24 protein-coding genes are annotated in these 26,334 nt (G+C 67.8%); 8 read left to right on the forward strand and 16 right to left on the reverse strand.

The window, feature by feature from the left end:
• Positions 1 to 47: 47 nt before the first annotated feature.
• The 3 genes from AC3RCC_RS02620 to AC3RCC_RS02630 form a co-directional block, all read right to left on the reverse strand.
• A complete protein-coding gene (locus AC3RCC_RS02620) occupies positions 48 to 962 on the reverse strand; it encodes a branched-chain amino acid ABC transporter permease (protein WP_291635686.1) in 915 nt (304 codons plus the stop codon).
• 202 nt (positions 963 to 1,164) lie between these two features.
• On the reverse strand, positions 1,165 to 1,980 hold the full coding sequence (locus AC3RCC_RS02625) for an ABC transporter ATP-binding protein (protein ID WP_492257503.1): 816 nt from the start codon (positions 1,978 to 1,980) through the stop codon (positions 1,165 to 1,167).
• Positions 1,977 to 4,034, reverse strand: coding sequence for an AMP-dependent synthetase/ligase (locus AC3RCC_RS02630; protein ID WP_465247480.1), 2,058 nt, complete (start codon positions 4,032 to 4,034; stop codon positions 1,977 to 1,979). The genes AC3RCC_RS02625 and AC3RCC_RS02630 overlap by 4 nt, the downstream gene beginning before the upstream one ends.
• A 380-nt stretch (positions 4,035 to 4,414) precedes the next feature.
• On the opposite strand from AC3RCC_RS02630, the gene AC3RCC_RS02635 reads away from it, so the two are divergent.
• Entirely contained in the window at positions 4,415 to 4,756 is a 342-nt protein-coding gene (locus AC3RCC_RS02635) for a hypothetical protein (protein ID WP_291635547.1), read from the forward strand.
• Between the two features lie 164 nt (positions 4,757 to 4,920).
• Here AC3RCC_RS02635 and AC3RCC_RS02640 read toward each other — a convergent pair whose 3' ends face one another.
• The 3 genes from AC3RCC_RS02640 to AC3RCC_RS02650 form a co-directional block, all read right to left on the reverse strand.
• Positions 4,921 to 6,120: an MFS transporter gene (locus AC3RCC_RS02640; RefSeq protein ID WP_492257504.1), complete on the reverse strand. Its 1,200-nt coding sequence runs from the start codon at positions 6,118 to 6,120 to the stop codon at positions 4,921 to 4,923.
• A gap of 201 nt (positions 6,121 to 6,321) precedes the next feature.
• A complete protein-coding gene (locus AC3RCC_RS02645; protein WP_291635550.1) occupies positions 6,322 to 6,996 on the reverse strand; it encodes a Crp/Fnr family transcriptional regulator in 675 nt (224 codons plus the stop codon).
• A gap of 127 nt (positions 6,997 to 7,123) precedes the next feature.
• Entirely contained in the window at positions 7,124 to 10,660 is a 3,537-nt protein-coding gene (locus tag AC3RCC_RS02650) for an indolepyruvate ferredoxin oxidoreductase family protein (protein ID WP_492257505.1), read from the reverse strand.
• 272 nt (positions 10,661 to 10,932) lie between these two features.
• Here AC3RCC_RS02650 and AC3RCC_RS02655 point away from each other — a divergent pair, with 272 nt between their 5' ends.
• Both AC3RCC_RS02655 and AC3RCC_RS02660 read left to right on the forward strand, forming a co-directional pair.
• Positions 10,933 to 11,583, forward strand: a complete 651-nt coding sequence (locus AC3RCC_RS02655; RefSeq protein ID WP_291645885.1) for a DUF1007 family protein — start codon at positions 10,933 to 10,935, stop codon at positions 11,581 to 11,583.
• Positions 11,574 to 12,590, forward strand: a complete 1,017-nt coding sequence (locus AC3RCC_RS02660; protein ID WP_492257506.1) for a nickel/cobalt transporter — start codon at positions 11,574 to 11,576, stop codon at positions 12,588 to 12,590. Before AC3RCC_RS02655 ends, AC3RCC_RS02660 begins: the two co-directional genes overlap by 10 nt.
• A gap of 121 nt (positions 12,591 to 12,711) precedes the next feature.
• On the opposite strand, the gene AC3RCC_RS02665 is transcribed toward AC3RCC_RS02660, so the two are convergent.
• The 6 genes from AC3RCC_RS02665 to AC3RCC_RS02690 all read right to left on the reverse strand — a co-directional run bounded on the left by AC3RCC_RS02665 (position 12,712) and on the right by AC3RCC_RS02690 (position 18,293).
• Positions 12,712 to 13,671, reverse strand: coding sequence for a DUF6454 family protein (locus AC3RCC_RS02665; protein ID WP_492257507.1), 960 nt, complete (start codon positions 13,669 to 13,671; stop codon positions 12,712 to 12,714).
• Positions 13,672 to 13,746: 75 nt separating this feature from the next.
• Positions 13,747 to 14,130, reverse strand: coding sequence for a nitrile hydratase accessory protein (locus AC3RCC_RS02670; protein ID WP_291635560.1), 384 nt, complete (start codon positions 14,128 to 14,130; stop codon positions 13,747 to 13,749).
• Entirely contained in the window at positions 14,117 to 14,776 is a 660-nt protein-coding gene (gene nthB / locus AC3RCC_RS02675; RefSeq protein WP_291635562.1) for a nitrile hydratase subunit beta, read from the reverse strand. Before nthB ends, AC3RCC_RS02670 begins: the two co-directional genes overlap by 14 nt.
• A 52-nt stretch (positions 14,777 to 14,828) precedes the next feature.
• Complete coding sequence (gene nthA, locus AC3RCC_RS02680; RefSeq protein WP_492257508.1) at positions 14,829 to 15,470, reverse strand: nitrile hydratase subunit alpha; 642 nt, start codon at positions 15,468 to 15,470, stop codon at positions 14,829 to 14,831.
• Positions 15,471 to 15,500: 30 nt separating this feature from the next.
• Positions 15,501 to 16,697: an amidase gene (locus AC3RCC_RS02685; protein WP_291635566.1), complete on the reverse strand. Its 1,197-nt coding sequence runs from the start codon at positions 16,695 to 16,697 to the stop codon at positions 15,501 to 15,503.
• A gap of 6 nt (positions 16,698 to 16,703) precedes the next feature.
• A complete protein-coding gene (locus tag AC3RCC_RS02690; RefSeq protein ID WP_291635568.1) occupies positions 16,704 to 18,293 on the reverse strand; it encodes a gamma-glutamyltransferase family protein in 1,590 nt (529 codons plus the stop codon).
• Positions 18,294 to 18,406: 113 nt separating this feature from the next.
• On the opposite strand from AC3RCC_RS02690, the gene AC3RCC_RS02695 reads away from it, so the two are divergent.
• Complete coding sequence (locus AC3RCC_RS02695) at positions 18,407 to 18,646, forward strand: hypothetical protein (protein WP_291635570.1); 240 nt, start codon at positions 18,407 to 18,409, stop codon at positions 18,644 to 18,646.
• 4 nt (positions 18,647 to 18,650) lie between these two features.
• On the opposite strand, the gene AC3RCC_RS02700 is transcribed toward AC3RCC_RS02695, so the two are convergent.
• The 3 genes from AC3RCC_RS02700 to AC3RCC_RS02710 form a co-directional block, all read right to left on the reverse strand.
• Positions 18,651 to 19,016, reverse strand: coding sequence for a DUF1850 domain-containing protein (locus tag AC3RCC_RS02700; protein WP_291635572.1), 366 nt, complete (start codon positions 19,014 to 19,016; stop codon positions 18,651 to 18,653).
• Positions 19,013 to 21,322 (reverse strand): TRAP transporter permease, encoded by a 2,310-nt coding sequence (locus tag AC3RCC_RS02705; RefSeq protein WP_492257509.1) that lies wholly within the window; start codon positions 21,320 to 21,322, stop codon positions 19,013 to 19,015. The genes AC3RCC_RS02700 and AC3RCC_RS02705 overlap by 4 nt, the downstream gene beginning before the upstream one ends.
• Before the next feature lie 112 nt (positions 21,323 to 21,434).
• The gene (locus AC3RCC_RS02710) at positions 21,435 to 22,403 is read right to left on the reverse strand and encodes a TAXI family TRAP transporter solute-binding subunit (RefSeq protein WP_291645895.1); all 969 of its coding nucleotides are present in this window, start codon (positions 22,401 to 22,403) and stop codon (positions 21,435 to 21,437) included.
• 239 nt (positions 22,404 to 22,642) lie between these two features.
• Between AC3RCC_RS02710 and AC3RCC_RS02715 the strand changes: the two genes are divergently transcribed.
• Positions 22,643 to 24,265 (forward strand): OpgD/OpgG family glucan biosynthesis protein, encoded by a 1,623-nt coding sequence (locus AC3RCC_RS02715; protein ID WP_492257510.1) that lies wholly within the window; start codon positions 22,643 to 22,645, stop codon positions 24,263 to 24,265.
• Positions 24,266 to 24,276: 11 nt separating this feature from the next.
• Here the strand turns inward: AC3RCC_RS02715 and AC3RCC_RS02720 are convergent, their stop codons facing one another.
• Positions 24,277 to 24,540, reverse strand: coding sequence for a hypothetical protein (locus tag AC3RCC_RS02720; RefSeq protein ID WP_492257511.1), 264 nt, complete (start codon positions 24,538 to 24,540; stop codon positions 24,277 to 24,279).
• Positions 24,541 to 24,652: 112 nt separating this feature from the next.
• Here AC3RCC_RS02720 and AC3RCC_RS02725 point away from each other — a divergent pair, with 112 nt between their 5' ends.
• From AC3RCC_RS02725 to aztA, 3 genes are all read left to right on the forward strand, one after another.
• Positions 24,653 to 25,375: a DUF2161 domain-containing phosphodiesterase gene (locus tag AC3RCC_RS02725; protein WP_492257512.1), complete on the forward strand. Its 723-nt coding sequence runs from the start codon at positions 24,653 to 24,655 to the stop codon at positions 25,373 to 25,375.
• 74 nt (positions 25,376 to 25,449) lie between these two features.
• The gene (locus AC3RCC_RS02730; RefSeq protein ID WP_291635584.1) at positions 25,450 to 25,593 is read left to right on the forward strand and encodes a hypothetical protein; all 144 of its coding nucleotides are present in this window, start codon (positions 25,450 to 25,452) and stop codon (positions 25,591 to 25,593) included.
• Positions 25,594 to 25,607: 14 nt separating this feature from the next.
• On the forward strand, positions 25,608 to 26,333 hold the full coding sequence (gene aztA, locus AC3RCC_RS02735) for a zinc ABC transporter ATP-binding protein AztA (RefSeq protein WP_492257513.1): 726 nt from the start codon (positions 25,608 to 25,610) through the stop codon (positions 26,331 to 26,333).
• The last annotated feature ends 1 nt before the right edge of the window (position 26,334 follow it).

A 26,334-nucleotide genomic window follows, 5' to 3' on the forward strand; every position in this document is an offset into this window, starting at 1 on the left:
TCCTGCGGATCGCCCCGGAAAGACGGCCTGGCTCGCGCGGCCGGTCATCAGATCCGCTCGATGATCTTGTCGCCGAACAGGCCCTGCGGCCGGAACAGCAGGAAGCCGAGCGCGATGAAATAGGCGAGCCAGCTCTCGATGCCGCCGCCGATCAGCGGCCCCCAATAGAACTCGCCGAGCTTCTCGCCGATGCCGATGATCAGCCCGCCGACGATGGCGCCGGGGATCGAGGTGAAGCCGCCGAGGATCAGCACCGGCAGGGCCTTCAGCGCGACGATTTCGAGGGCGAAGGAGACGTCGGAGCGTGCGCCCCACATGATGCCGGTGATCAGCGCGACGATGCCGGCGGTGAACCAGACGATCACCCAGATCTGGTTGAGCGAGATGCCGACCGAGAGTGCCGCCTTGTGGCTGTCGGCGACGGCCCGCAAAGCCCGGCCGATGCGGGTATACTGGAAGAAGACGGCGAGCGCGGCGATCATCAGCGAGGCGATGATGGCGGCGGCGATGTCGATCTTCTGGAAGGAGACGAGGCCGCCGAGGATCTTGGCGTCGATCGCGCCCTTGGGCAGGTAGAGTTCGCTGGTGATCATCTGCTTGGGATTGCCGCCGAAGACGGATTCGCCGAAGCCGATCAGGAAATAGGTGATGCCGAAGGTCGCCATGAACAGGATGATGTCGGGCTGGTTGACCAGCGGGCGCAGCACCACGCGCTCGATGGTGGCCGCCAGCACGAACATCACGCCGAGCGTCAGGATGACTGCGAGGAAGGCCGGAACGCCCTTCTCGTGCAGGCCGACCAGGGTCAGCGCCGCGAACACCACCATGATGCCCTGGGCGAAGTTGAATACGCCCGAGGCCTTGAAGATCAGCACGAAGCCGAGCGCGATCAAAGCATAGAGCACGCCGGAGACCAGCCCCTCCCAGACGGTCTGGGCGAGCAGATCGGGGGCCTCGACCATCTGCTGGAACGGGTCGACGAAGACCTTGTGAATGGTGCCCGACGGATCGATCCGGGCGCCGATCGCGATTGCCGCGATCACGGCGGCGGTGATCAGGCCGGTCCTGATCCAGCCATTGGCGAGGAGACTGGGCGCGGGCTGCGCGGCGACGTCGCTCATGCGCTCTTCCCCTTTGCGCTCGGGTTCCTGGATGCGGTGGTCATCAGTGCGCTACTCCGAGATAGGCATCGATGACCTTCTGGTTGGCCTTGACCTCGTCGGGCGTGCCGTCGGCGATCTTGCGGCCGTATTCGAGCACGACGACGCGGTCGGAGAGGTCCATGACCACGCCCATATCGTGCTCGATCAAGGCAATGGTGGTGCCGAACTGGTTGTTCACGTCGAGGATGAAGCGGCACATGTCCTCCTTCTCCTCGAGGTTCATGCCGGCCATCGGCTCGTCGAGCAGCAGGAGCTCGGGCTCCATGGCGAGCGCCCGGCCGAGCTCGACGCGCTTCTGCAGCCCATAGGGCAGCTTGCCGACCGGCAATTTGCGGATGTGCTCGATCTGCAGGAAATCGATGATGTCCTCGACCACCTTGCGGTGCGCGATCTCCTCGTCCATCGCCGGCCCCTGGCGGAAAAGCTGCCAGAACAGGTTGCCGCGCATCTTCAGCGTGCGCCCGGTCATGATGTTGTCGAGCGTCGACATGCCCTTGAACAAGGCGACGTTCTGGAAGGTGCGGGCGATGCCGGCGGCCGCCGCCTGGTGCGGGCGGACCTTGCTGCGGCGCACGCCCTTATAGGTGATGCGGCCTTCCTGCGGGTGGTAGAAACCGTTGATGCAATTGAGCATCGAGGTCTTGCCGGCACCGTTCGGGCCGATGATGGCGCGGACCTCGCCCTTGCGGATGTCGAAGGAGACGTCGGTGATCGCCTTCACGCCGCCGAAGCGCAGCGAGACGTTCTCGACCGAGAGCAGGACCTCGCCCTTCTGCGTCACCGGTGCGCCGGCGGCTGCCATGGTATGAGCGTTCATGCCGCCTCCTTTGGCGCCAGGGCGGCCGCCGGCGCCTGGACCGGATAGGTCTGTGCGTCGCGAATCTTGACGCGGGCCGAGATCGTGCCCTTGCGGCCGTCCTCGAAGGTCACCTCGGTGGAGATGTCGGCTTCGGTGGAGCCATCATACAGAGCCTCGACCAGCGGTGCGTAGCGCTCGGCGATGAAGCCGCGGCGGACCTTCTGGGTGCGGGTGAGCTCGCCGTCGTCGGCGTCGAGCTCCTTGTGCAGGATCAGGAAACGCTTGATCTGGGCGCCGCCCATCATCGGCTCGGCGGCGAGCTGCCGGTTCACCTCGTCGACATGCCTGGCCATCATCTCGTAGACCTGGGGGTGGCCGGCGAGCTCCTGATAGGAGGCGTAGACGACATTGTTGCGCTCGGCCCAGTTGCCGACGGCGGTGAGGTCGATGTTCAGCGCGACGGTCGCATAGTCGCGGCCCTGGCCGAAGGCGACGACCTCCTTGATGTTCGGATAGAATTTGAGCTTGTTCTCGATGTATTTCGGCGGGAACAGCTCACCCGAATTGAGCTTACCGACATCCTTGGCGCGGTCGATGATCTTGAGGTGCCCGCTCTCGTCGAAGAAGCCGGCATCGCCGGAGCGGACATAGCCGTCCGCCGTCATCGTCTCGGCGGTCTTCTCCTCGTCCTTGTAATAGCCGCGGAAGATCGATGGCGAGCGGTAGAGCACCTCGCCATTCTCGGCGATCCGGATCTCGACCTGCGGCGCCGGCTTGCCGACCGTGTCGGCCTTGATCTCGCCGTCCGGCTGCATGGTGATGTAGACGCCGGCTTCGGTCTGTCCGTAGAGCTGCTTCAGATTGACGCCGATCGAGCGATAGAAGCGGAAGAGTTCGGGGCCGATCGCCTCGCCCGCAGTGTAGCCGACCTTGATGTTGGTCAGGCCGAAGCGGTTGCGCAAAGGCGCGTAGATCAGGATGTCCCCGAGCCTGTAGAGCAGGCGTCCCCCGAGCGGCACGGGCTCGCCATTGAGGAGCTTCTCCCCGTATTTCTTGGCCACGCCGAGGAAGTAGTGGAACATCTTGCGCATCAGCGGGCCGGCATCCTCCATGCGCACCATGGTGATGGTCAGCATGGTCTCGAAGACGCGCGGCGGTGCGAAAGCGTAGGTGGTGCCGATCTCGCGTCGATCGTCGACGACGGTGTCAGGTCCTTCCGGGCAGTTGACGCAGAAGCCGGCGATGATCGCCTGGGCATAGGAGAAGACATGGTCGCCGACCCAGGCGATCGGCAGATAGGCAATGATCTCGTCGGTCTCGTTCAGCCCGTCGAAGCTGCAGCCGATCTCCGCGGCGGTGATGACGTTGTAATGGCTGAGCATCACGCCCTTGGGCCGGCCGGTCGTGCCCGAGGTGTAGAGGATGATGGCGAGGTCGGAGCCCGTACCCTGCGTCATCTCGGTCTCGAGCGCGGCGCTCGCGGCCGGATCCTTGAGGGCGGCGCGCCCGGCCTCGATCACGTCCCCGATATCGTGGAGCTTGCCATGGTCGTAGTCGCGCAGGCCGCGCGGCTCGTCATAGAGCATGTGGCGCAGGTTCGGCAGGCGCTCGGCCACCGAAAGGATCTTGTCGACCTGCTCCTGATCCTGGACGCAGGCGAAGACGGCGCCGGCATGGTCGAGCACATAGGCCATCTCGTCGGCGACGCTGTCGGCATAGACCGGGACCGGGATCGCGCCGAGCCATTGCGCCGCGGCCATCGACCAATAGAGGCGCGGGCGGTTGTAGCCGACGATGGCGACCTTCTCGCCGCGCTTCAGGCCGAGCTGCTCGAGTCCCTTGGCGAAGGCGCGGATCTGCTCGACCACCTCGGCCCAGTTCCAGGATTGCCAGATGCCGAGATCCTTGTGCCGGAAGGCGACGCGCGAACCCCGTTCGCGCGCATTGCGCACCAGCAACTTGGGAAAGGTGTCCGCCTGGCCGGCGGGGCCGCTTGCCACGATCGTCGTCTCCACCCTGTCGCCCCGTCTGTCGCGGGTTTGTCCGGGCCGGTCGGCCCCTTGTGCGATCATGCAAGCTTTGCAGTTGGCTCGGCGCTGTGCAAGGAGGTGCTTGACAGACAGGATGCTTTTTGGGCTGTATTGTCGCGCTGAGGTTTGATTCGCGCTAAGCCGCCGCATGCGGCAAGCTGCGCTGCTCCCTGGCGGCAGCAGATTTTCGGCTTCACGAGGCCGTTCTGCCGGCCGTGCGAGCCTCCTACGGCAGCCCTGCGCAAGGGACGGTATCCAGCTCCGGCAGCATCCCGAGCCGCCTTCACGGTGCGATTTTCGCGCGCTTCCAAGGGCTCGAACCAAGCAAGGCGAGGTTCGGGCGGAGTCGGGCCGGCGCCGCAACGGCGCAGTGCCTTCGATCCACCGCATTCAGGCGGGAGTTTGGCCATGGGGACCGGCCCATGCGCCTTCTTGCCTCGATCACCTTCGCGATCCTGCTCGCCCCGGGGGCGACGGGCAGCTGTGCGCATGAGGCCCCCAGCGGCTGGGAATATCCCTTCGCCTGCTGCTCGGGAGCCGATTGCGCGCGGATCGATGCGAGCGCCGTGCGGGCCGGCCCGCCCGGCTTCGTCGTGACGATCGCCCCCGGCCGCCATCCGATGTGGCCGCGCGAGCGCCGCGAACTGCTGATCCTCGAAATCCCCTATGAGAAATCCCGCCTGTCGCCGGACGGACTCTGGCATCTGTGCATCAACGATGCCGGCGAGTTGCTCTGCTTCTTCGCGCCGGGCGGGGATTCATAGAGCCTTGTCGAGCGAACGGCCGCGCGGCGATCTGGGAAATGCTCTCACAAAGCGGCGGATCACCAATTCGTGTCCGCCAGGAGGCGCGCGGATCTGGGCACGGCCCCGGTTCCAAGGCTGGCCTCATGCGCGCCCTCGGCGGATTATCGCGTCCGGCCGCGGCTTCACCGCCAGTTGCGCAGCCGCAATACCAGGATGGCGCAGACGGCCAGCTGGCCGGCCACGATGAGATAGGGCCAGTTGAAGCCGCCCGTCGCGCTCGCGATCACAGCGAAGGCGAGCGGCCCGCAGACCGAGCCCAGAAAGCCGAAGAGATTGGCGGCCGAAGTCACCTCGCCGATCTGCGCGGGCGGGGCAAGCCGTGCCAGCTCGGCCATGTAGATGCCGTTCCAGCCCAGTGACGTCGCTCCGACGAAGGAAACACAGACATAGACCGTCCAGGCAGGCGCTCCAGCCGACCAGACCAGCAGTACCAGTGCGGCGCTCGCCGCCAGGGCCAGCAGGCAAAGCAGCAGCAGGTTGCGGCCGAGCTTGTCCGCCAGCCAGCCGAGGACGATGCGGGAAACCGTGCTGGCGGCGAGCAGGACCGCGACGAAGGTGCCGGCTTCGGCGAGATCCTTGCCGTTGGTGACCAGATAGGTCGCCGTGAAGGCCTGGACGCTCGCCTGCGTGATCGAGAAGGCGATGCCGATAGCGGTGAGCAGCGGCAGCGAAGGATGGGAGCGGATGACCGCGGCCGATCTGCGCAATGCGGAGGGTGACAGGAAGGTCCGCGCCCATGCCCGGTTCGCCGGCCCCTTCTCCGTGTCGAGACGTTGCCGAAAGGGCTGTACGGCCAGAAGGCTGAGGAAGACGATCGCGGCGATCAGCCAGATCGCCTTGCCGAAGCCGAGCAGGAGCACTGCGGGGGCGACCGAAATGCCGGCGATGGCGCCGCCGAGGGGGACGCCGGCCTGCCGGATCGAGAAGATCAGATTGCGATGTCGGGCCGGGGCGGTGCGCATCAGCATCGTGCTGCCCGCCGGATTGTTGGGGGCGAGGCCGAGGCCGATCAACAGGGCGCCGCAAAATCCGAGCAGCGCGATCGGCTGAGACAGCAGAAGCAGACCCAGGCCGATCGAGGCCAGGCCGAGCTGGAGGGTCCGGATCGGCCCGTGATGATCGAGCATCGGGCCGCCGCAGGCCAGACACCAGCAGATGCCGATCGAAACGGTCGCCGAGATATAGCCGATGCTCTCGGGCGGCAGGTTCCAGCGCTGCGTGAGAAGCGGACCCAGGAGAGGAATGGCCGCGGCGGCGAAGGAGCTCACGACCTGCACGAGGAGCGTCGCGCTCAGCGCGCTCCCCCATAGTGGCAGCTTCAAGCCAGTTCCTCCCAGCCTCGCTGCGGGCTTGTTCATGCCCTCCGGCCGACCGTTCGATCGTCCGGCGAGACTGCAGCGTTGATCCGGGTCTTCCTGCAATGGCTCGTCGCGGTCGATACCGGTCTTGGATTGACTGCCCTGCGTGGTGTGCATGCGGGGACCGGCCGACCGGGCGGCGAGCCCCGGCCGCGCCGGCGCGCCTCAGCCCTCGTAGCGAGCCAGGCGTTCCAGATCGAGGATCGTCACCTCGTTGTGCCCGACTTCGACGAGCCCGAGCTCGGCGAGCTTCGCCAGGCTCTGATTGGCCATCTGCCGGGAGATCCCGGCGAGCAGGCCGAGCTCTTCCTGTGAGATCGCCAGCGTCCGCTCCTGGCTCGGATAGAGGATCGGATTGAACAGCCAGGCGAGATTGCGGGCGAGGCGTCCGGTCGCGCCGAGCATGCGGTCATATTCGGCGAGGCCGATGAACTGGGCGAGGCGCTCGTTGAACTGGTGGACCAGGAAGCGGTTGAAGGCGGCGGAGTGCTCGAACAGCCAGATGAAGGTCTGGCGCCGCATCAGCGCCACCTTGCTCTCGCGCAGGGCGACGAGATCATAACGTCGCGGCTCGTTCTTGATGATCGTGCCTTCGCCGAACCAGGCGCCGCTGCGCAGCCCGGCGAGCGTCGCCGATTTGCCGGTGCGCGAGGTCGTGCTCATCTTGAGCAGCCCGTCGGCGACGCCGGTCCAGGATTCGAGCCGGTCGCCGACATGGCAGAGATAGGCGCCCTTGCCATAGGTCTTGATCGTCGTCCCGCGCCGCGCCTCATCGAACTCCTCGGGCGTGAGCTCGAGCGACCAGGAGGCGATCTGGCGCAGTTCTTCGGCTGGGATCAAAGCGGGCTCGCCGGAGACAGGGTGCGGGCCTCGCGGCCCGCCTGAGGCTGAGTATGCGGCGAGCCAGCAGGCAAACTCAAGCGGATGTGCCGGCCGGAGGCGTGGAACAAGGGGCGGGTGACCAAGTCTATTCGGCGGCCTTCGGCATGGCGAGCGCCGCCTCCGAACCGTCGCGCAGGCGCACCAGCAACTCGGCTTCTTCGGCCTTGGCCTGCTTCAGATGGCGTTCCTTGACATGGCCGAAGCCGCGGATCTTCTCCGGGATCGCGGCGAGAGCGACGCAGAGCGCATGGTTCTCTGGCGCCAGCTTGGTCAGGATCTCGCTCAGAAGCGCCTCGTAATCCGCGACCAGCTTTCGCTCGGTCTTGCGCTCCTGCGTGTAGCCGAAGACGTCGAAGGCGGTGCCGCGCAGGCCCTTCAGCTTCGAAAGCAGGCCGAAGGCGCCCATCATCCAGGGGCCGAAGCTCAGCTTGCGCGGCAGGCCGGTGTTCGGATCGGCCTTGGCGAGAAGCGGTGGGGCGAGATGGAATTCGAGGCGCAGCTTCTGGCCGGAGGCGCTGTCGGGCTCGAAGGTCGCGGCGAGCTGCCTGCGGAAGGCGCCGTCGCTATAGAGGCGCGCGACCTCATATTCGTCCTTGTAGGCCATTAGCTTGAAGAGATTGCGCGCGACGCTCTCGGCCAATGCGCTCTGGCCGGGCAGGATGCCCGCCTCCCTGACACGAACCTTCTCGACGAGCTCGCGATAGCGCGCCGCATAGGCGGCGTCCTGGTAGCCGGTGAGGAAGTCGACGCGGCGGGCGACGACCTCGTCCAGCGTCTGCGAGAGCTGGCGCGCCTGCGTCGGGGCCTTCGCCTCTGCGAGCGCGGCGAGGAGGGCGGCCGGCTCGTGCGCGGCACGGCGGCCGAGCTCGAAGGCCTGCTGGTTCATCGCCACGGCCTCGCCGTTGAGCGCGATCGCCTGCAGGAGCGATGCGCGCGAGAGCGGCACCCCGCCATGCTGCCAGGCATAGCCGAGCATGAACATGTTGGCGGCGATGGCATTGCCGAGGAAGGCGACGGCCGCGGCGGTCGCATCGACGAGATGGGTGTGCTCGCGGCCCGACGCTGACAGGATCGCCCGCTTCAGACGCTCGGTCGGCAGCGAGAAATCGGCATTGCGGGTGAAGTCGCCCGGCAGGCTCTCGGCGGTGTTGACCACCACCGTCGAGCCCGGGCGGATCGCGCCCAAGACCTTCTTCGAGCCGGTGACGGTGAGGTCGCAGCCGAGCACGAGGTCGGCCTGGCCGGCGGCGACGCGGATTGCGTGGATCTCGTCCGGCGTCGGGGCGAGCCGGACATGGCTGAAGACGGCGCCGCCCTTCTGGGCAAGGCCGGCCATGTCGATCATGCCGCAGCCCTTGCCTTCGAGATGCGCCGCCATGCCGAGGATCGCGCCGATGGTGACGACGCCGGTGCCGCCGACCCCGGTGACGACGATCGCGAAATTGCGATCGAGCGCCGGCACCTCGGGCTCGGGCAGATCGCTGGCGCCGAGCGCCGAGGCGCCCACTGCGCGCGGCTCCGCCTTCTTCGGCCGGGCGCCATGCACGGTGACGAAGGAGGGGCAGAAGCCCTTCACGCAGGAGAAATCCTTGTTGCAGTTCGACTGGTCGATCTGGCGCTTGCGGCCGAACTCGGTCTCGAGCGGCTGCACCGAGACGCAGTTCGACTGCACGCCGCAATCGCCGCAGCCCTCGCAGACCAGCTCGTTGACGATGACGCGCTTGTCCGGGTCGGGATAGGCGCCGCGCTTGCGCCGCCGGCGCTTCTCGGTGGCGCAGGTCTGGTCGTAGAGCAGCAGCGTGACGCCGGACGTCGCGGCGAGCTCGCGCTGGACGGCGTCGAGATCCTCGCGATGGTGCAGCGTCGTGCCGGGCGGCCAGAGCGTTCCCGGCGGGTATTTCGTCGGCTCGTCCGAGACGACGGCGATGCGGGCGACGCCTTCCGCCGCGACCTGGCGGGCCATCTGGTCGGGTGAAAGATGGCCTTCGGCCTGCTGGCCGCCGGTCATCGCGACGGCGTCGTTGTAGAGCAGCTTGTAGGTGATGTTGACGCCCGAGGCGACGGCCCAGCGGATCGCAAGCGAGCCGGAATGGGTGTAGGTGCCGTCGCCGAGATTCTGGAAGATATGGCCGCGCTTCGAGAACGGCGCCTCGCCGACCCAGCTCGCGCCCTCGCCGCCCATCTGGGTGAAGCCGGCAGTATCGCGATCCATCCAGAGCGCCATAAAATGGCAGCCGATCCCGGCCGAGGCACGCGCGCCCTCGGGCACCACGGTCGAGGTGTTGTGCGGGCAGCCGGAGCAGAAATAGGGCGTGCGCTTCGCCAGTTCGATCGCCTCGGCGAGTCGGCCCTGGGCGGTGGCGATCACCTCCAGCCGGGCGCGCAACGCCGGATCGTCGCGGTATTGCAGCAGGCGGGCGCCGAGCGCGATCGCGACGTCATTGGGGTCGAGCGCGCCATGGACGGGGAAGAGCCAGTCGCCCTTCTCGTCCTTCTTGCCGATCACCATGGGCTGGTGCGCCGAGCCGTAAAGCTCCTCGCGCAGCTGGACCTCGATCAGCGAGCGCTTCTCCTCGACCACCATGACGAGGTCGAGCCCGGCAGCGAACGCCTTGAGCTCGGCCGGATCGAGCGGCCAGGGGCAGGCGACCTTGAACAGGCGGATGCCGAGATCATTGGCCCTGACCTCGTCGAGGCCGAGTTCCTCCAGCGCCTGGCGGACATCGAGATAGGATTTGCCGACGGTGATGATGCCGATGCGCGGCGCCTGCCCGCCGGAGAGGATGGTCTGGTTGAGCCTGTTGGCGCGCAGATAGGCGAGGATCGCCTCGCGCTTGTGGACGTGAAGCCGCTTCTCCTGGTCGAGGAAGTCGAGTTCGCGCCTGATGCCGAGCCCGCCCGGCGGCATGACGTAATCATCGGGCAGCGCGATCTGGACGCGCTCAACCGAGCCGTCGACCGAGGCGGTCGATTCGATGTTGTCCTTGACGCATTTGATGCCGACCCAGACCGAGGCGAAGCGCGAGAGCGCGAAGCCGTGCAGGGCGTAGTCCATGATCTCCTGGACGCCGGCCGGGTTGAGGATCGGCATCATCCGGTCGACCAGGACGAATTCGGTCTGATGGGCGTTGGTCGAGGATTCGGCGGTGTGGTCGTCGCCGAGCAGGCAGATCACGCCGCCATGGCGCGAGGTTCCGGCCATGTTGGCATGGCGGAAGACGTCGCCGCTGCGGTCGACGCCCGGGCCCTTGCCGTACCAGAGTGCGAAGACGCCGTCATGCTTGCCCTCGCCGGAAAGCTCGGCCTGCTGCGTGCCCCAGATCGCGGTCGCTGCGAGGTCCTCGTTGAGCCCGGGCTGGAAGACGATGTCGGCGGCCTTGAGCTGCTTGCCGGCGCGGGCGAGCTGCTGGTCGAGCCCGCCGAGCGGCGAGCCGCGATAGCCGGAGACGAAGCCGGCGGTGCTGAGCCCAGCCTGCCGATCGCGCTCGCGCTGGACCAGCAGCATGCGGGCGATGGCCTGCGAGCCGGTCAGGAAGATCTGCTGCTTCGAGAGGTCGTATTTGTCGTCGAGGGAGACGGCGCGGAGCGCACCGGTCCCGGAGTCCTGCTGCGCCTCGGCCATGAGCGACCTCCCGAAGATCGAACCCCGCAGGGATTATGGGGACGGTATCGCCGGCCTCCAACCCGTTATTATGTCAGTATTGCTGTCATACTGCGCGGGTGCCGTCAAATCAGTTTGGTCCAATGCCAGACTGCGCCGTCAGTGCCGCGATTTGGCCGCCTTTGCGGGGGAAGGCTGGGCAGGCCTCGCAGCCGATTGCGGGCTAGGCGCGAAGTGCGTGCGTTTGCTAGCATGGATCGCCGATTCCGTCGCAGATTCGAGGACATACCACCGTGCCGCGTCGCCAGACCGGATCGCTCGCGCTCTGCGCCGTCATCGCCTGGCTCGGCCTCGTTCCGCCGGCCGCGGCGCATCCGCATGTCTTCGTGACCTCGCGCACCGAGATCATCTATGCGCCCGACGGTATGGTGCAGGCGCTGCGCCATCGCTGGAGCTTCGACGAGGCTTACTCGGCCTATATGGTCCAGGGGCTCGACAAGAATGGCGACGGCAAGCTGACGCCGGACGAGCTGGCCGAGCTCGCCAAGGTCAATATCGAATCGCTGCCGGATGTCGATTTCTTCACCGCCGCCAAGGCGAACGGCAAGACGCAGGCCTTCGGCACACCGCGTGACGAAGGCCTGGTCTACGAGAACAAGGTGCTGACCCTGAGTTTCACCCTGCCGTTGAAGACACCGGCCGCGGCCAACCGCTCCTTCGGCATCGAGATCGGCGACCCCACCTATTTCGTCGCCTTCGAGGTCGGCGCGGAGGCCGATGCGGTGACGACGCGCGATGCCCCGAAGGGCTGCGTCGTGCGGGTGATGCGCCCGCCCAAGCTCGATACGGCGACGCAGCAGCGCCTGGCGCAGGAAGACATCACCGCGACGCCGGACATGAGCGCCTATGTGGTCACGACGCGCGCCTTGGTGGCATGTCCCTGAGCGTCGATGCCGCGCCGGGCCTCTCCGCCCTGCCGCGCCGGCTATGCGTCGCCGTGCTGGCGTTCGCCCTGGTCGCTGGCGCGCTCGGGCTGATCGCCTGGCTGCTCAGCCTCTATTTCCCGCCGCCGCCTCCACCGCCGCGCAACCCGTTCGGTACGGCGCTGCCGCGCGAGGCCCTGCCGGCGACCTCTGGCCTCGGCGCGGTCATCCTCGCCTGGCAGTCGAGCTTCTATCGCGAGCTGACGGCGACGCTGAAGGCGATCGCAGGGTCGCCGGCCGCGCTGCCGGCGCTGCTCGGCCTGGCCTTTGGCTATGGCGTCTTCCACGCCGCCGGCCCCGGCCACGGCAAGGCGGTGATTTCGGGCTATATCGTCGCCGATAACCGCAGCCTGCGGCGCGGCCTCGCCCTGAGCTTCGCGGCGGCGCTCGTCCAGGCGCTGGTCGCGATCGGGCTGGTCGGGACCCTCACCCTCGCGCTGAATGCGACGGCGAAGACCATGGCCGCGACGACACGGGTGATCGAGCTCGGCAGCTTCGCGCTGGTGGCGCTGGTCGGGCTCTACGTGCTCTGGCGCAAGGCTGGCAGCTTTGTCGCGCTCGGCGGCGGCGCGGCGCATGACCCGGCCTCCTGCGACCATGTCCACATGCCCGGTCCCGACGAGATCTCGCGCCTGCGCTCCTGGCGCGAGATGGCCGGCGTCGTCTTCGCGGCGGGGCTGCGGCCTTGCGCTGGGGCGCTGATCATCCTGGTCTTCGCCAATGCGCAGGGCCTGTTCTGGGCCGGCATCGCCGCGACCTTCGCCATGGCGCTCGGCACGGCGCTGACCACCGGAGCGCTGGCTGCGCTTGCGGTGTTCTTCAAATTCGCGGCGCTGCGCCTCGCCGGCGGCGGCTCGCTCACGGGCGTGCGCATCATCGCCGGACTCGAAGTGCTGGCGGCCGCCTTCGTCGCCGTGCTCGGCGCTGCCCTGCTCTTCGGCCTCTGGGCGGCCGGGCAGGGCAGCTGATCACATCGTCATGCTCGCCCGTGCGGCGGGCATCCACGTCTCGAACACAACGCTTCAGGAATGAAGACGTGGATGGTCGGGACAAGCCCGACCGTGACGGGGAGGCGGTAGTGAACCAATCTCACTTCACCGCCGCCTCGAAGGTGAACAGCGTCGACCTGTCGTCGTCCGGCATGAAATAGGCGCGCAGGCCTTCGGCCGTGGGCTCGACCCAGAACGGGTTCTGCGTCATCGGCAGTCCCGAGCTCGGCGACCAGAGCTCGACCGGTACCTGATAGACCGGCCTGTTGTCCTTGAGGTCGACGATCTCGAGCCCGCCAAGGCGAAAGACCGGACCGTCCTTCGTCGTCCTGTAGGCATTAAGGCCCGAGCAGAGCATCCGGCTCATGCCGATATAGCGGCAGTCCTGATAGTCGATATAGAGCGCGGGATTGGCGACGCGCAGCGCCTCGGGCGTCGTCGCCGCATTGGTTACCCTGCCCTCGCCGTCGAGCGGCCATTTGTAGAAGCGGCGCGAGCCCCAGCTGACGCCGTGCAGCGACTTGTCGTCTGTGTTGTGGACGATGCCGCCGACATGGTCCTTGAAGCGGAAGACCTCGGTCGCCTTCAGCGTCTCGGGATCGACCCTGTAGACGATCGACTGGCTGTTCGGCCGGTATTCTGCGACCGGGACCCAGATGTCCTTGCCATCGAAGTCGATGCCGCCGGGGTGGTAGATCGAGCCTTCGCCGAGGGTGACGCTGCCGAGAAGCTTGCCCTGCGCATCGACCTTGAAGAGATGGCCGACGCCCTCGCCGGTGTCGCGGTCATAGCCGTCCTGCAGGGTGGGATAGCGGGTCGTCGGCTTTTTGATCTCGACCGAGGAGATGAAGAAAGCGTCGCCGATCCTGACCATGCCCTGGGGGTGGTGCGTCGGGAACTGCAGCGCGACCGCCGACTTCTGCGTCCACTGCGTGCCGCGTGTCAGCTTCGGGATCATCGTGTTGAGCGCCGGGTCGGCGGCATGGGCCGGCGGACTCGCAGCCGGAAGGGACAGAGCCGCCGCGGCCAGGGCGGTCAGGCCGGTGAGAACCGTCTTCATGCTGCGTCCCTCCCGTTTTCGCTTCGTCGCGCGAAGCGGTTCTGCGAAGTTCCGGCCTTGTGCCCGGCCGGGGCATCAGCGTTGCGGGTCGTTCTCCAGCAGGATCGGCTTGCCATGCGGCGTCGCCTCTGCGGCCCGTTCCCAGGCGGCGCTGCGGGCGTCGACGCCCTCATGGCTCGTCAGGCCCTTCGCGATCAGCAGATGCTCGAGCGCCTCGCACCAGCGCTCGTAATAATCCGAGCCATCGCGGCAGCCGCCGGCGGCGAGCGCCTCGCGGATTTCGGCGCCGAGTGCCTGCGCCCATTCATCGGCGCTGAAGACGCCGCGGTTCTGCAGGGCGACGACCAGAGCGAAGGCCTGCGCCTGCCAGGGCTCGGCGAAGACCGGGCCTTCGGCGTCGCGCGGGATCGGGGTATCGGCGGCAAGCGCCTCGGCGAGGGCGGAATCAGGCCGGCTCAAGATAACTCTCCCAGGCTTCGATGCTGACGCTGGAGGCCGGGTCGGCGTCGCGCCCCCAGAGCTCGGGGCCGGTGAAGACTACGGTATAGAGCCATTGCGCCGTCTCCGGCGCGCCATGGGCGCCGGTGTCCGGGAAGACATGGCAGCCGGTGATGCGCTCGATCACGCCCTGCTTGCCACGGGCATAGCGCGGCAGGCGGGTATGGTGCTGCGGATGCATGACGATGGTACGGACCGCGTCGCCGAGCTTGAAGCGCGCCGGCGCGGCGGCCTCGCGCTCATAGGGGAAGCCGCGGCGCAGCACGGCGGGCACCTCCTCGCCCTTGAGCACGCGCTTGGGCTCCCGGCGTGCGCTGCCGGGGATGCCTGATTTCAGCTCCTCCTCGCTCAGGAAACCGTGCCCGACCAGGACCTTGTCGAGCGCCGCCAGCCAGATCTGGTAGTAGCTCGACGACAGATACTGCGCCGGCGGCAGGCTCTCGCGGGCATGGCGGATGCCGTCGATCGTCCAGGCTCCCATCGCGCCGGCCGCGACATTGATGGCGAGGACCTTCTTCTCCCAATCGGCATGGAAGATCGGCTCGTTCTCCTCCGGAACCACAGGGCCAAAGCCCATATGGCCGCCAAGATCATGGGCGCTGTTCATGGCGTATCCTCCCAAGCCAGTTCGGCATGGCGCACTTCGGACGCAAGACCGCTTACTTTCTCGCCGAAACCGCGCTGGGCAGGCCGACGCCGATCATCGAATCGCGCGTGACGATCTCCGCCAGCTCGCCCTCGGACCAGCCCTCGGTGCCCTCCGGGCGCATCGGGATGACGATGAAGCGGGTCTCGGCGGTCGAATCCCAGACGCGAATGCGCTGGCCCTCGGGCAGGGTGACGCCGAAATCCGCGAGGGTGCCGCGCGGGTCGATCACCGCCTTGGCGCGGTAGGGCGGGGATTTGTACCAGACCGGCGGCAGGCCGAGCACCGGCCAAGGATAGCAGGAGCAGAGCGTGCAGACGATCAGGTTGTGCTCTTCCGGCGTGTTGAAGCAGGCGACAATGTGTTCGCCGCCGCGCCCGCCATAGCCGAGCTCCGCCACGGCGGCGGTGCCGTCCTGCTTCAGCCGCTCCGCATAGGCCGGGTCGCTCCAGGCCTTCGCCACGACGCGGGCGCCGTTGCGTGGGCCGACCCTTGTCTCATAGGTCTCGACGATGGCGTCGAGCGCGGCCGGGTCGACATAGCCCTTCTCGACCAGCAGCGATTCCAGCGCCTTCACCCGCGCCTCGATCGGCGTGAAATGGTTGTCGTGGTCGTGGTCATGATCGTGGTGATGATGGTGGTCGTGGCCGCTCATCGCCGCCTCCTCCTCATGCCCGGCTGATCGCTAGGCCAGCCTGATCCTCGCCGCCCGCTCGACCCTGACCGCGAAGGCGGTGAGCGACTTGTCCGAGCCCTTCGGCCCGATCACCGAAAGCCCGAGCGGGGCATCGTCGCGATGGGCCACCGGAATCGAAATCTGCGGGAAACCCGAAAGCCCCGCAAGGCAGAGCAGGCGCAGGGCCCGGTTGCGGAAATCATCGAGCTCGCTCTCGCCGGCGCTGACCAGAGGCGCGATGTCCGGCACGGTCGGCAGCAGCAGCACGCCGTCCTGGCCGAGCAGCTTGGCGAGCCTGGCGCGGAAGTCGCGACGGACGGCCTCGCCGCGCGCGACCTCGGCGTCGCTGACCGAGCGGCCGAAGGCGAAACGCTCGGCGACGCCGGGGCCGAGCGGCGGGGCGAAGCGCTCGATCATCGGCCCGTCGGCCGTCCAGGCCTCGCGGCCCTGGAGCCAGCGAAAGGCCCAGTAGAGCGCGTCCATGTCGCGCACGGCGCGGACGCTCTGCGGCTGGCCGAGCAGCGGCACGATGCGCTGTACGGCGTTGCGCAGGATCCGCTCGGCTTCCGGCACCGCCTGGGCGAAGAGGTCGTCGGCGAGCAGCAGCCGCGGCCGTTCCGGAAGCGTCACGCGGTCCTTGCCGAACAGGACCTCGGCGACACGGGCGAAGGTCTCGCCGTCACGGGCGAAGAAGCCGGCGGTGTCGAAGCTCTCGGCCAGCGGCCAGGCCCGCTTCAGCGAGAGGCGGCCATGGCTCGGGCGGATGCCGAACAGCCCGCCATAGCTCGCCGGTGCGCGCACCGAGCCGCCGGTATCGGAGCCGAGCGCGATGTCGGCGAGCCGCCCGGCGACCGCCGCCATCGAGCCCGAGGAGGAGCCGCCGGTGATCCTGTCTGGCGCCGCCGGATTCACCGGCGCGCCGAAATGTGCGTTCTTGCCGTTGAGCGAGAAGGCGAGCTCGTCGGTATGGGTCTTGCCGACGAAGCGGGCGCCGGTATCGAGCAGCGCCTTCACCACCGGCGCCGTCCTGGTCTTGATGCCGGACTGCGCCAGCACGGTCGGCGAGCCCGCTCCAGTTGGATAGCCCTTGATGTCGAACAGGTCCTTGACCGCCAGGGTCAGGCCCGAGAGTGCTCCGGAGGAGGCGTGGCTCACCTTCGCCGGCGGATAGGGCACGAAACAGCGGAACGGATCGTCCTCGATCATCGCGTGTCAGATCCCCCTGGCATCACCGTCGGAGCGCGGGTCATGCGTCGCCTCGACATGACCCTTCTGGTGCTTGACCAGCAGGCCGGCATGGCCGAACTGGTCGGAATAGGCTTCGCTGTATTCCTCGACCGGGTGGCCGGCGGCGGTCAGCCGGGCCAGCAGCATCGGGTCGAAGCGGCTTTCGAGCTTGAGCGAGATCGAGCCGGCGCCCCAGGTCCGGCCGAAGAGCCAGCGCGGCGCGTCGACGGCATCCGCGACGCTCTGGCCGAAGCGGTAGCGCGACAGGATCTGGGCCTGGAACTGCGGCTGGCCGTCGCCGCCCATCGCGCCATAGGAGACGATCCGGCCGTCGTCGAAGCGCGCCAGCGGCGGGTTGAGCGTGTGGAAGGGCTTGCGGCCCGGCGCCAGCGGGTTGAGCGCCTTGGCGTCGAGCGAGAAGGAGACGCCGCGATTCTGCCAGTTGATGCCGGTCTTTGGCAGGATGCAGCCCGAGCCGTACTCCCAGTAGATCGACTGGATATAGGAGACGGCGAGACCGGAGCCGTCGATCGCGCCCATCCAGACCGTGTCGCCCTCGCCGGGCCGGAAGGGCCAGCTCGCGGCGCGGCGGCGGTCGATCTTCTGCGCCTCGCGGGTGAGGACGGCCTCGCTCAGCAGGCTCGCCGGGTCGATGGTCATGAAGGCGGGGTCGGTGATCACTTGGTCGCGCAGTGCCAGCGCCCGCTTCACCGCCTCGACCAGCCCGTGATGATGGTCGAAACTCTCGGCCCGGGCGACGCCGAGCTTCTCGAAGATGCCGAGAATCAGCAATGCCGCCAGCCCCTGTGTCGGCGGCGGGAAATTGTAGGCGGTCAGCCCCGGCAGCTTCAGCGACAGCGGCTGGACCGCGCGCGCCCGGAAGGCCTCGATATCGGAACGGCTGATCGGCGCGCCGAGGCGTTCGAGGTCGTCGGCGAGTTCGCGGCCGATATCGCCGCGGTAGAAATCGTCGAGCCCGGCATGGGCGAGCTGCTCGAAGGTCGCGCCGAGCGCCTGTGGCTTGCGCCGGTCGCCGGCCTTGGGGCGCTCGCCGCCCGGCCAGAAGAATTCGCTGAAGCCGGGCGCCGCCTTCACCGCCTCGATCTCCTGAGGCCAGGTGCGCAGCTCGGAAGCCGAGATGGCATAGCCCTCGCTGCAATGGCGAATGGCGTCGGCCAGGAGATCCTTCAGCGGCATCCGACCGCCGAGGCTTTGCGCGAGCGCCAGGGCCGCCTGCCAGCCGCCGATCGCGCCGGCGACCGTGATCGCCGCATCGGCGCCACGGGACGGCAGGGTATCGTAGCCCTTTTCGCGATAGCGCTCGATCGTGGCGAGCGAGCCGGCGGCTCCGCAGGCCTCGATGGCGTGGACCTTGCCGCCGGGCTCGTGCACCAGCCAGAAGCCGTCGCCGCCGATCGCGTTCATATGCGGGTAGACGACGGCGATCGTCGCAGCCATGGCGACCATGGCCTCGATGGCGTTGCCGCCTTCGGCAAGGATCGCCCGGCCGGCCTCCGAAGCGAGATGATGGGGAGCGGCGACCGCGGCGCTGGCGAAGACGGGAGACTCGGACATCAGGCTCTTTTCATTCGGGGTAGCGGTGACCATTTGCCGATCGGGCGCGATTTTGTTGCATGCCGCCGCCGCCTAGGCTAGGCGGTCTACGCATGGGTCCGAGGAATGGAAGCATGGCCGCAGGGCGTACCAACTGGCGCAACATGATCCTGGTGATCTCGATGGCGATCCTGATCGGGGTCGAGCTGTTCGGGGTCGCCCTGGCTTCGGGCTGGGCACTCGCCGGCATGTTCGAGCTCGGCCATATCGTCGCCTATGTGCTGATGGCGTTGTTCTCCGGCTTCGCCGCCTATGGCATGGTCGCCTTTATGCGCCGCGTGGTGAAGATCGAGCGCCTGCACCCGCCCCACTGAGCCGTCACGGACAGGGCTTCAGCACCACCGGATCGGCTTCGGCCGGAATCAGCTCCGCCATCGCATGGCAGGAATTCCCGACGCAGACGCGCCAGTCGGCCGTGGCGCCGGAACGGCGCATCACGACCTCGCGCAGCGCCGGCAATTTCGGCTGCCAGCGCCAGAAGCCGTCGGCCAGCCTCGCCCCCTCTGGCGGATCCATGCCAGCGCCCGAGCCCTGCACGCGCGCCTCGGCGAGGACGAGCCCGTCGGGGCTCTCGCGCCAGAGTTCTTCCCAGAGCGTCTTCTCGACCGAATGGCGCCAGGCGAGGGTGATCTCGCCGGCGCCGAGCGGCACGAGCAGGGCTCCGGCGGCGAGGCAGATGCTCATGCCGCCGGTTCTTCCGCTGTCTTGGCGCGCCAGAGATGGAGGCCGATGAGCAGGGCTGCGAGCGCGAAGCCGATCTCGTCGGTGATCGGCAGGGCGGCGACGAGGAGGGCCGCGGCGAGCGCCGCGGCCACGCGCTCCCAGAGTGCCAGGGGCCGCACGAAATAGCCGACGAAGGCGGCGCCCCAGAGCACCATGGCGAGTGTCGCCTTGATCACGATATAGGCGACGGCGAGCCAGTAGCTCGCGCCGGAGAGGCCAGCCACCGGCTGAAGCATCAGGGTCGGGTCGTAGACCGCCATATAGGGCACGACGAAGCCGGGCAGGGCGATCTTCACCGCCTGCACGCCGATCTTCATGCCGGAGACCTTGGCCATCGGCGCGGCGGCGAAGGCGGCGAGCGCCACCGGCGGCGTCAGGTCGGCCATGATGCCGAAATAGAAGACGAACATGTGGCTGACGATCAGCGGCACGTCGAGCTGCAACAGGATCGGCGCCGCCAGCGAGGAGGTGATGATGTAGTTCGGGATGGTCGGGATGCCCATGCCGAGGATCAGGCTGAAGATCATCGTCAGGACGAGGGCGAGGAACATCGAGTTCTTGCCGATGCCGATCAGCCAGGAGCCGAAGATGGTGCCGAGGCCGGTCAGGGTCATGGTGCCGATGACGATGCCGACCAGGGCGCAGGCGAGGCCGACCGGCAGGGCCTGGCGGGCACCGTCGGCCAGCGCCGCGACGCAGGATTCCAGGACCTCGCGGCCGGAGCGGCCGCGCAGCACGTTCCAGAGCACGAGCGCGAGCACCACCATCAGCACGGTCGCCATGCTGATCGCCATCGAAGCCGCCGAGATCAGCGCGAAGCCGACCCAGAAGACGATACGCAAAGCGGGTGTGGTGAGCCCGGTCGAGATCGCCAGAGCGAGGATCAGCGCGACGGTCAGCGCGAGCCCGATCGCGCCGGCGAAGAGCGGGGTGAAGCCGGCGAAGAGCAGATAGACCAGCACCAGGAGCGGGGCGATCAGGTACCAGTTCTTGCGGATCTCGGCGCGCGCGCTCGGCAGCTGCGCTTTCGGCAAGCCGTGGAGGCCGAGCTTGCCGGCTTCCAGATGCACCGCCCAGTAGCAGGCGGCGAAATAGAGCAGGGCCGGGATGATCGCTGCCTCGACGATCTTCGAATAGGGCACGTCGATCGTCTCGGCCATGATGAAGGCGACGGCGCCCATCACCGGCGGCATGATCTGGCCGCCCATGGACGAAGTCGCCTCGACGCCGCCGGCGAAGGCGCCGTTGAAGCCGGAACGCTTCATCAGGGGAATGGTGAACTGGCCGGAGGCGACGACATTGGCGACGCCGGAGCCCGAGACCGTGCCCATCAGCGCCGAGGAGGCGACGCAGACCTTGCCCGGCCCGCCCTGCTTGCCGCCGAACACCGCCATCGAGATGTCGTTGAAGAAGTCGATGACGCCGGCGCGCTCCATGAAGGCGCCGAACAGGATGAACAGGAAGATGAAGGTGGCGGAGACCGCGGTCGGCGTGGCGTAGAGGCCCTCGGTGCCGAAGGCCATCTGCTCGACCACCTGCTCCAGGCTGTAGCCGCGATGGTCGTAAGGTGCGGGCAGGTAGTTGCCGAACAGGCAATAGGCCAGGAAGGTGCCGGCGACCAGCGGCAGCGCGATGCCCATCGCCCGCCAGACCAGGAGGAAGAGCACGACGAGCGCGCCGAGGCCCACCACCATGTCGGCATGGGTCAGCTCGCCGGCGCGGTTCACCAGCTCGTTGTAGTTCCACCAATGATAGAGGCCGATGGCGAAGCCGAGCACGCCGACCGCCCACCAGAAGGCCCGGGCCGGGGGCGAGGTCTCGTCGGCATTGGCGAGCAGGCCGCAGGCGGTCAGGCTGAGGAAGCCGACATGCAGCGTGCGCAGCACCTGGTTCGGCAAGGTGCCGGTATAGAGCGTCACCAGCTCGAAGGCGCCGAACAGGGTGAGGAAGGCGAGGACCGCCTCGAGATTGGGCCGGCCGCGGGCCGCGCCGAGCAGGATCCAGCCGAGCCAGAGCACGAAGGCGATCCGGATCAGGAGGATCGGCGTCAGCCAGGCGATCGCCGGCAGGATCCGGAAGTCGAGCGGAATGCCGAAGGCGGTGACGATCTGGAAGGCCGAGAAGGCGACCGCGATCCAGAACAGCAGCCTTCCCTTCCAGCCCTGGCCGAAGGTCGCCGGCAGGCCGTGCTCGGGATCGTAGGGCGCAGCCTGCGGAGAGCCGGCGATATCCGGGACGGCCAAAGGCCTGCTGGCTTGCGTGCTCATCGGCTGTTCCCCGTCATCGCCGCGCTCGCAGCGCGATCTTGCTGCTTCTGTCGGTTAAAAAAGGCGAGGCCGGATCGACCGGCCTCGCCTGGCGTATCGCCGTTGGGATGGCTCAGGAGCCGACCTTCAGGCCCTTTTCCTTGAAGTAGCGCGCGGCGCCCGGATGCAGCGGCAGAGGCATGCCGTCGAGCGCGTTCTCGAGCTTGATCGAGCGCGCGGCCGCATGGGCGGCGGCAAGATCGGGCAGGTTCTCGAAGATGGCCTTGGTCATCTGGTAGACCGTCTCCTCCTTCATGCCCTCATGGGTGGCGAGGTAGTTGACCACGGCGGCGGCCGGGACGGCGGCGGTCTGGCCGGTATAGGTGTTGGCCGGGATCGAGACCTTGACGAAGGGCGGGCCGGCCTTGTCGACCACGGCGGCGGGCACCTCGACCACGGTGATCTCGACTGAGGTGGCGAGGTCGCGCAGCGAGGCGACGCCGAGGCCGGCCGATTGCAGCGTGGCGTCGAGCTGGCGGTTCTTCATCAGCTCGACGGATTCGGCGAAGGGCAGATACTCGACCTTGCCGAGATCCTTGTAGGACAGGCCGGCCGCGGCCAGGATGGCGCGGGCATTGAGCTCGGTGCCGGATTTCGGTGCGCCTACCGAGAGGCGCTTGCCCTTGAGATCGGCGAGCGTCTTGATGCCGCTATCCTTCGAAGCGACGATCTGGATGTAGTTGGGATAGATTGCGGTGATGCCGCGCAGCTTCTTCAGCGGTGCCTTGAAGCCGGCCTCCTCGTCGCCCTTCCAGGCGGCGTCGAGGGAATCGCCGAGGGTGAAGGCGATCTCGCCCTTGCCCTGCTGGAGCAGCTGCAGATTCTCGACGGAGGCCTTGGTCGCCTGCACGGTCGGGCGGACATTCGGCACCTTCTCGCCATAGATCTTCGAGAGGGCGACGCCGAGGGGGTAGTAGACGCCGGAGGTGCCGCCGGTCAGCACGTTGATGAATTCCTGCGCGCGGGCGGCGCCCGGTGCGACGGCGATGGCGAAAGCGGTGGCGATACCGGCCAGGCTGCGGCCGCTGAACAGCGTCTTCATGGTTCCTCCCGAAACGGTTCCCGCGCTTCCAAGAGCCGGGCTCCGGCATTTGTAGGATGCTTGGCGCCGGAAAGGGAAGCCGGGCCAAAGGGCTAAGTGGCGGAATGCCCGCTTGCAGCGCGATTTTCGCCCTGCTCCCGACAGAATGAGGCGGAGATTGCCCTCACCGGCTGGACAGGCTAGCCGGGGAACACCATCTGCACATCCGTCCCACGCCGCCGTCACGGAGCGCTTACCCGATGCCTTCGCAGAAGCCGAACCAGCCTTCGATCGACCGTCGCCTGCTCCTGTCGGGGGCGGCTGGAACGGCCGTGCTGGCCGCGCTCGGCTTCGCGCCCGGGGCGCTGGCGCAGCAGGGGCTGAAGCTCGGCCAGGCCGAGGCGTTCAGCTTCGAGGGGCTGAAGGCGCGGGCTCGCGACCTCGCCGGCAAGCCCTATCAGGCGCCGCCCAATCCCAAGCCCGACGTGCTCGAGAAGATCGACTACGATGCCCATGGCAAGATCAGGTTCAAGCCGGAGCTGGCGCTCTGGGCCAACGGCCCCTCGCCCTGGCCGGTGACCTTCTTCCATCTCGGGCGCTATTTCCAGAAACCCGTCCGCATGCATGTCCTCGAAGACGGCAAGGCGCGCGAGATCGTCTATGACGAGAGCTATTTCGAGATGCCGGCCGATTCCCCGGCGAAGCAGCTGCCGCCGGGTGCCGGTTTCGCCGGCTTCCGCTTCCAGGAAAGCCGCTCGGGTCATCCCGGCCGCAAGGGCGAGAAGCTCGACTGGCAGAAGAACGACTGGGTCGCCTTCCTCGGTGCCTCCTATTTCCGCGCCATCGGCGAGCTCTACCAGTACGGGCTCTCGGCGCGCGGCCTCGCCATCGACCCGGCTGTAGGCGGCAAGGCGGAGGAGTTCCCGGACTTCACCCATATCTGGCTGGAGACGCCTGCGGCCGCCGCCGAACAGGTCGTGGTCTACGCTCTGCTCTCCGGCCCCAGCGTCGCCGGCGCTTTCCGTTTCCGCATGCATCGCGGCAAGGGCGTGGTGATGGAGATCGAGAAGGAGCTGCACCTGCGCAGGGATGTCGAACGCCTCGGCATCGCACCGCTGACCTCGATGTACTGGTATTCGGAGAAGGCCAAGGCGACGGCCGTCGACTGGCGGCCGGAAGTGCATGATTCCGACGGGCTGGCGCTGTGGACCGGCAGCGGCGAGCGCGCCTGGCGGCCGCTCAACAATCCCACGCGCACCATCGCCTCGGCCTTCGTCGACGAGAATCCGCGTGGCTTCGGGCTCATGCAGCGCGACCGCGAGTTCGGCCACTACATGGACGGCGTCTTCTATGAGCGCCGGCCGAGCCTCTGGATCGAGACGATCGGCAATTGGGGCAAGGGCTCGGTGCAGCTGATCGAGATCCCGACCGATGACGAGATCCACGACAACATCGTGGCGATGTGGGTGCCGCAGGCACCGGCCAAGGCCGGCACCGCCTACAGCTTCCAGTATCGCCTGCACTGGCTCGCCGACGAGCCCTTCCCCTCGCCCCTCGGCCGCGTCGTCGCGACGCGGATGGGCAATGGCGGCCAGCCGGGCACGGTGAGGCCGAAGGGCGTGCGCAAGTTCATGGTCGAGTTCAAGGGCCCGGCGCTGGAGACGATCCCGTTCGGCGTCAAGCCGGAGGTCGTGCTCTCCAGCTCGCGCGGCAGCTTCTCCTACATCTTCGCCGAGGCCGTGCCGAACGATGTCCCCGGCCATTGGCGGGCCCAGTTCGACCTGACGGTGGAGGGCACCGATCCGGTCGAGATGCGCTGCTTCCTGCGCGGCGGCGACAAGGTGCTGACCGAGACCTGGATGTATCAGTACCTGCCGGGCTGAACCGTCGCCGCCTAACCCCCGAGCTGGCGCTTCTGGATCCGCTCGACGGAGACGAACACGGTGTTGGCAGCGCCGGGTTCGACGCAGAACACGTCGAAGCTTGGTGCCTGTGGATCGTCGGCCGGCATGTGCAGGGTCGCGGAACCCTTGCGGCCAGCAAAGGCCAGGATCCGGAAGCTCAACCCGCTGGGCAGGGCGATCTCGATGGCGTCCGCGGCGATGTCGGTCGTGACGCCGTCGCGTATCGTCCTGAAGCTCACCCGTTCGGTATTCACTGACCCACTCCGGTTCGGTTGCAGGGACCTCGGCCCGGTGATCCGCGTTGGCGTTTTCCTCTCGGAAACCAATCGCGCGGCATATCGGATCATCCGCTGGTCAGGAGGCTGCATGGAAACGTCTCTCTACCTCCCGGTCAAACGCTTCCTGGAAGAGCTGGGCTATTGCGTGAAGGGCGAGGTCGGCAATTGCGACCTCGTCGCGCTGCATGGCGAGGATCCGCCGGTCGTCGTGATCGGCGAACTCAAGCTCAGCTTCAATCTCGAACTCGTCCTGCAGGGCGTCGACCGGATGAGCGCCGGTGACGAGATCTGGCTCGCCGCGCAGCTCTCCGCCAGGGGCAAGGGGCGCGAGAGCGACCCCCGCTACCGTAATCTCTGCCGACGCCTCGGCTTCGGCCTGCTCGGTGTCGGAAAGACGGGCGAGGTCGAGGTGCTGGTCTCCCCGGTGGCACCGACGCCCCGCAAGGACCCGCGCCGGCGCTCGCGGCTGGTTGACGAGCACAGGCGCCGCAAGGGCGACCCGGCTGCCGGCGGCAGCACGCGCAAGCCGATCATGACTGCCTATCGCCAGCAGGCGCTGGCCTGCGCCGCGGCGATGACGGAGGCGCCGCGGCGGCCGCGCGATCTCAGGCCGTCCTGCCCCGATGCGCAGAAGATCCTGCATCGCAATGTCTATGGCTGGTTCGAGCGCGCCGAGCGTGGGCTGTATGCGCTGACGCCGACGGGGCGCAATGCGGTCGCGGCCTGGCTTGCCGCATCGGCTGCGCTGGCCGTCGAGCCGGTGCGTGAGCCCGCCGAGCCGGTGCGTGAGCCCGCCGAGCCCGTCGCCTGAGATCCCGTCGACGCATTGCGAGCGGGGCTCCGGCGCGCTTGCCATCGATCTAGCGTAACATTATATCGTTCCGCATGGCTCATGCGCATTCCCACCGCCACCCCGTCTCGGAAAGTCCCGGCTGGTCGCTGCTGCGGCTGTCGGCGGCGGGCCGGCTCGGCCTGGCGCTGGCTGCGATCATGGTGCTCTGGGCGGCGACGCTCGCCGTCATCGCGTGAAGAGTAACGCCGCCATGCCCGCCATCCGCCTCACCGATCTGACGCTCGGCTATGACCGGCATCCGGCCGTGCATCATGTCTCGGGCGAGATCGCGCAGGGCAGCCTGACCGCGATCGTCGGCCCCAATGGCGCCGGCAAGTCGACCCTGCTCAAGGGTATCGCCGGGGCGCTCTCACCGCTCGGCGGCGCGATCGCGCTGCAGAAGGGCCAGCGCCTCGCCTATCTGCCGCAATCGGCCGAGCTCGACCGTTCCTTCCCGATCCATGTCTATGATCTTGTCGCCATGGGGCTCTGGAACAGCGCCGGCATGTTCGGCCGGATCGGCCTCGGCCAGCGCGGCCGGATCGAGGCGGCGATCGCGGCCGTCGGCCTGACCGGCTTCGAGCGCCGCAGCATCGGCACCTTGTCGGGCGGGCAGATGCAGCGCGCCCTGTTCGCGCGCCTCCTGCTGCAGGATGCCGATCTGATCCTGCTCGACGAGCCCTTCACCGCGATCGATGCCCGCACCACCGCCGATCTGCTGGAGCTGGTCCAGCGCTGGCATGGCGAGAAGCGCACGGTCATCGCCGTCCTCCATGATATCGAGACCGTGAAGCGCGCCTTCCCGCAGACGCTCCTGCTGGCGCGCGAGACCGTCGCCTGGGGCGAGACCGGCGCGGTGCTGACCGCCGGCAATCTGCTCAAGGCGCGCCACATGGTCGAGGCCTTCGACAGCCATGCGCCGGCCTGCGCGGCGTGAC

Source organism: Allobosea sp. GW823-FHT01F03, from assembly GCF_058798075.1.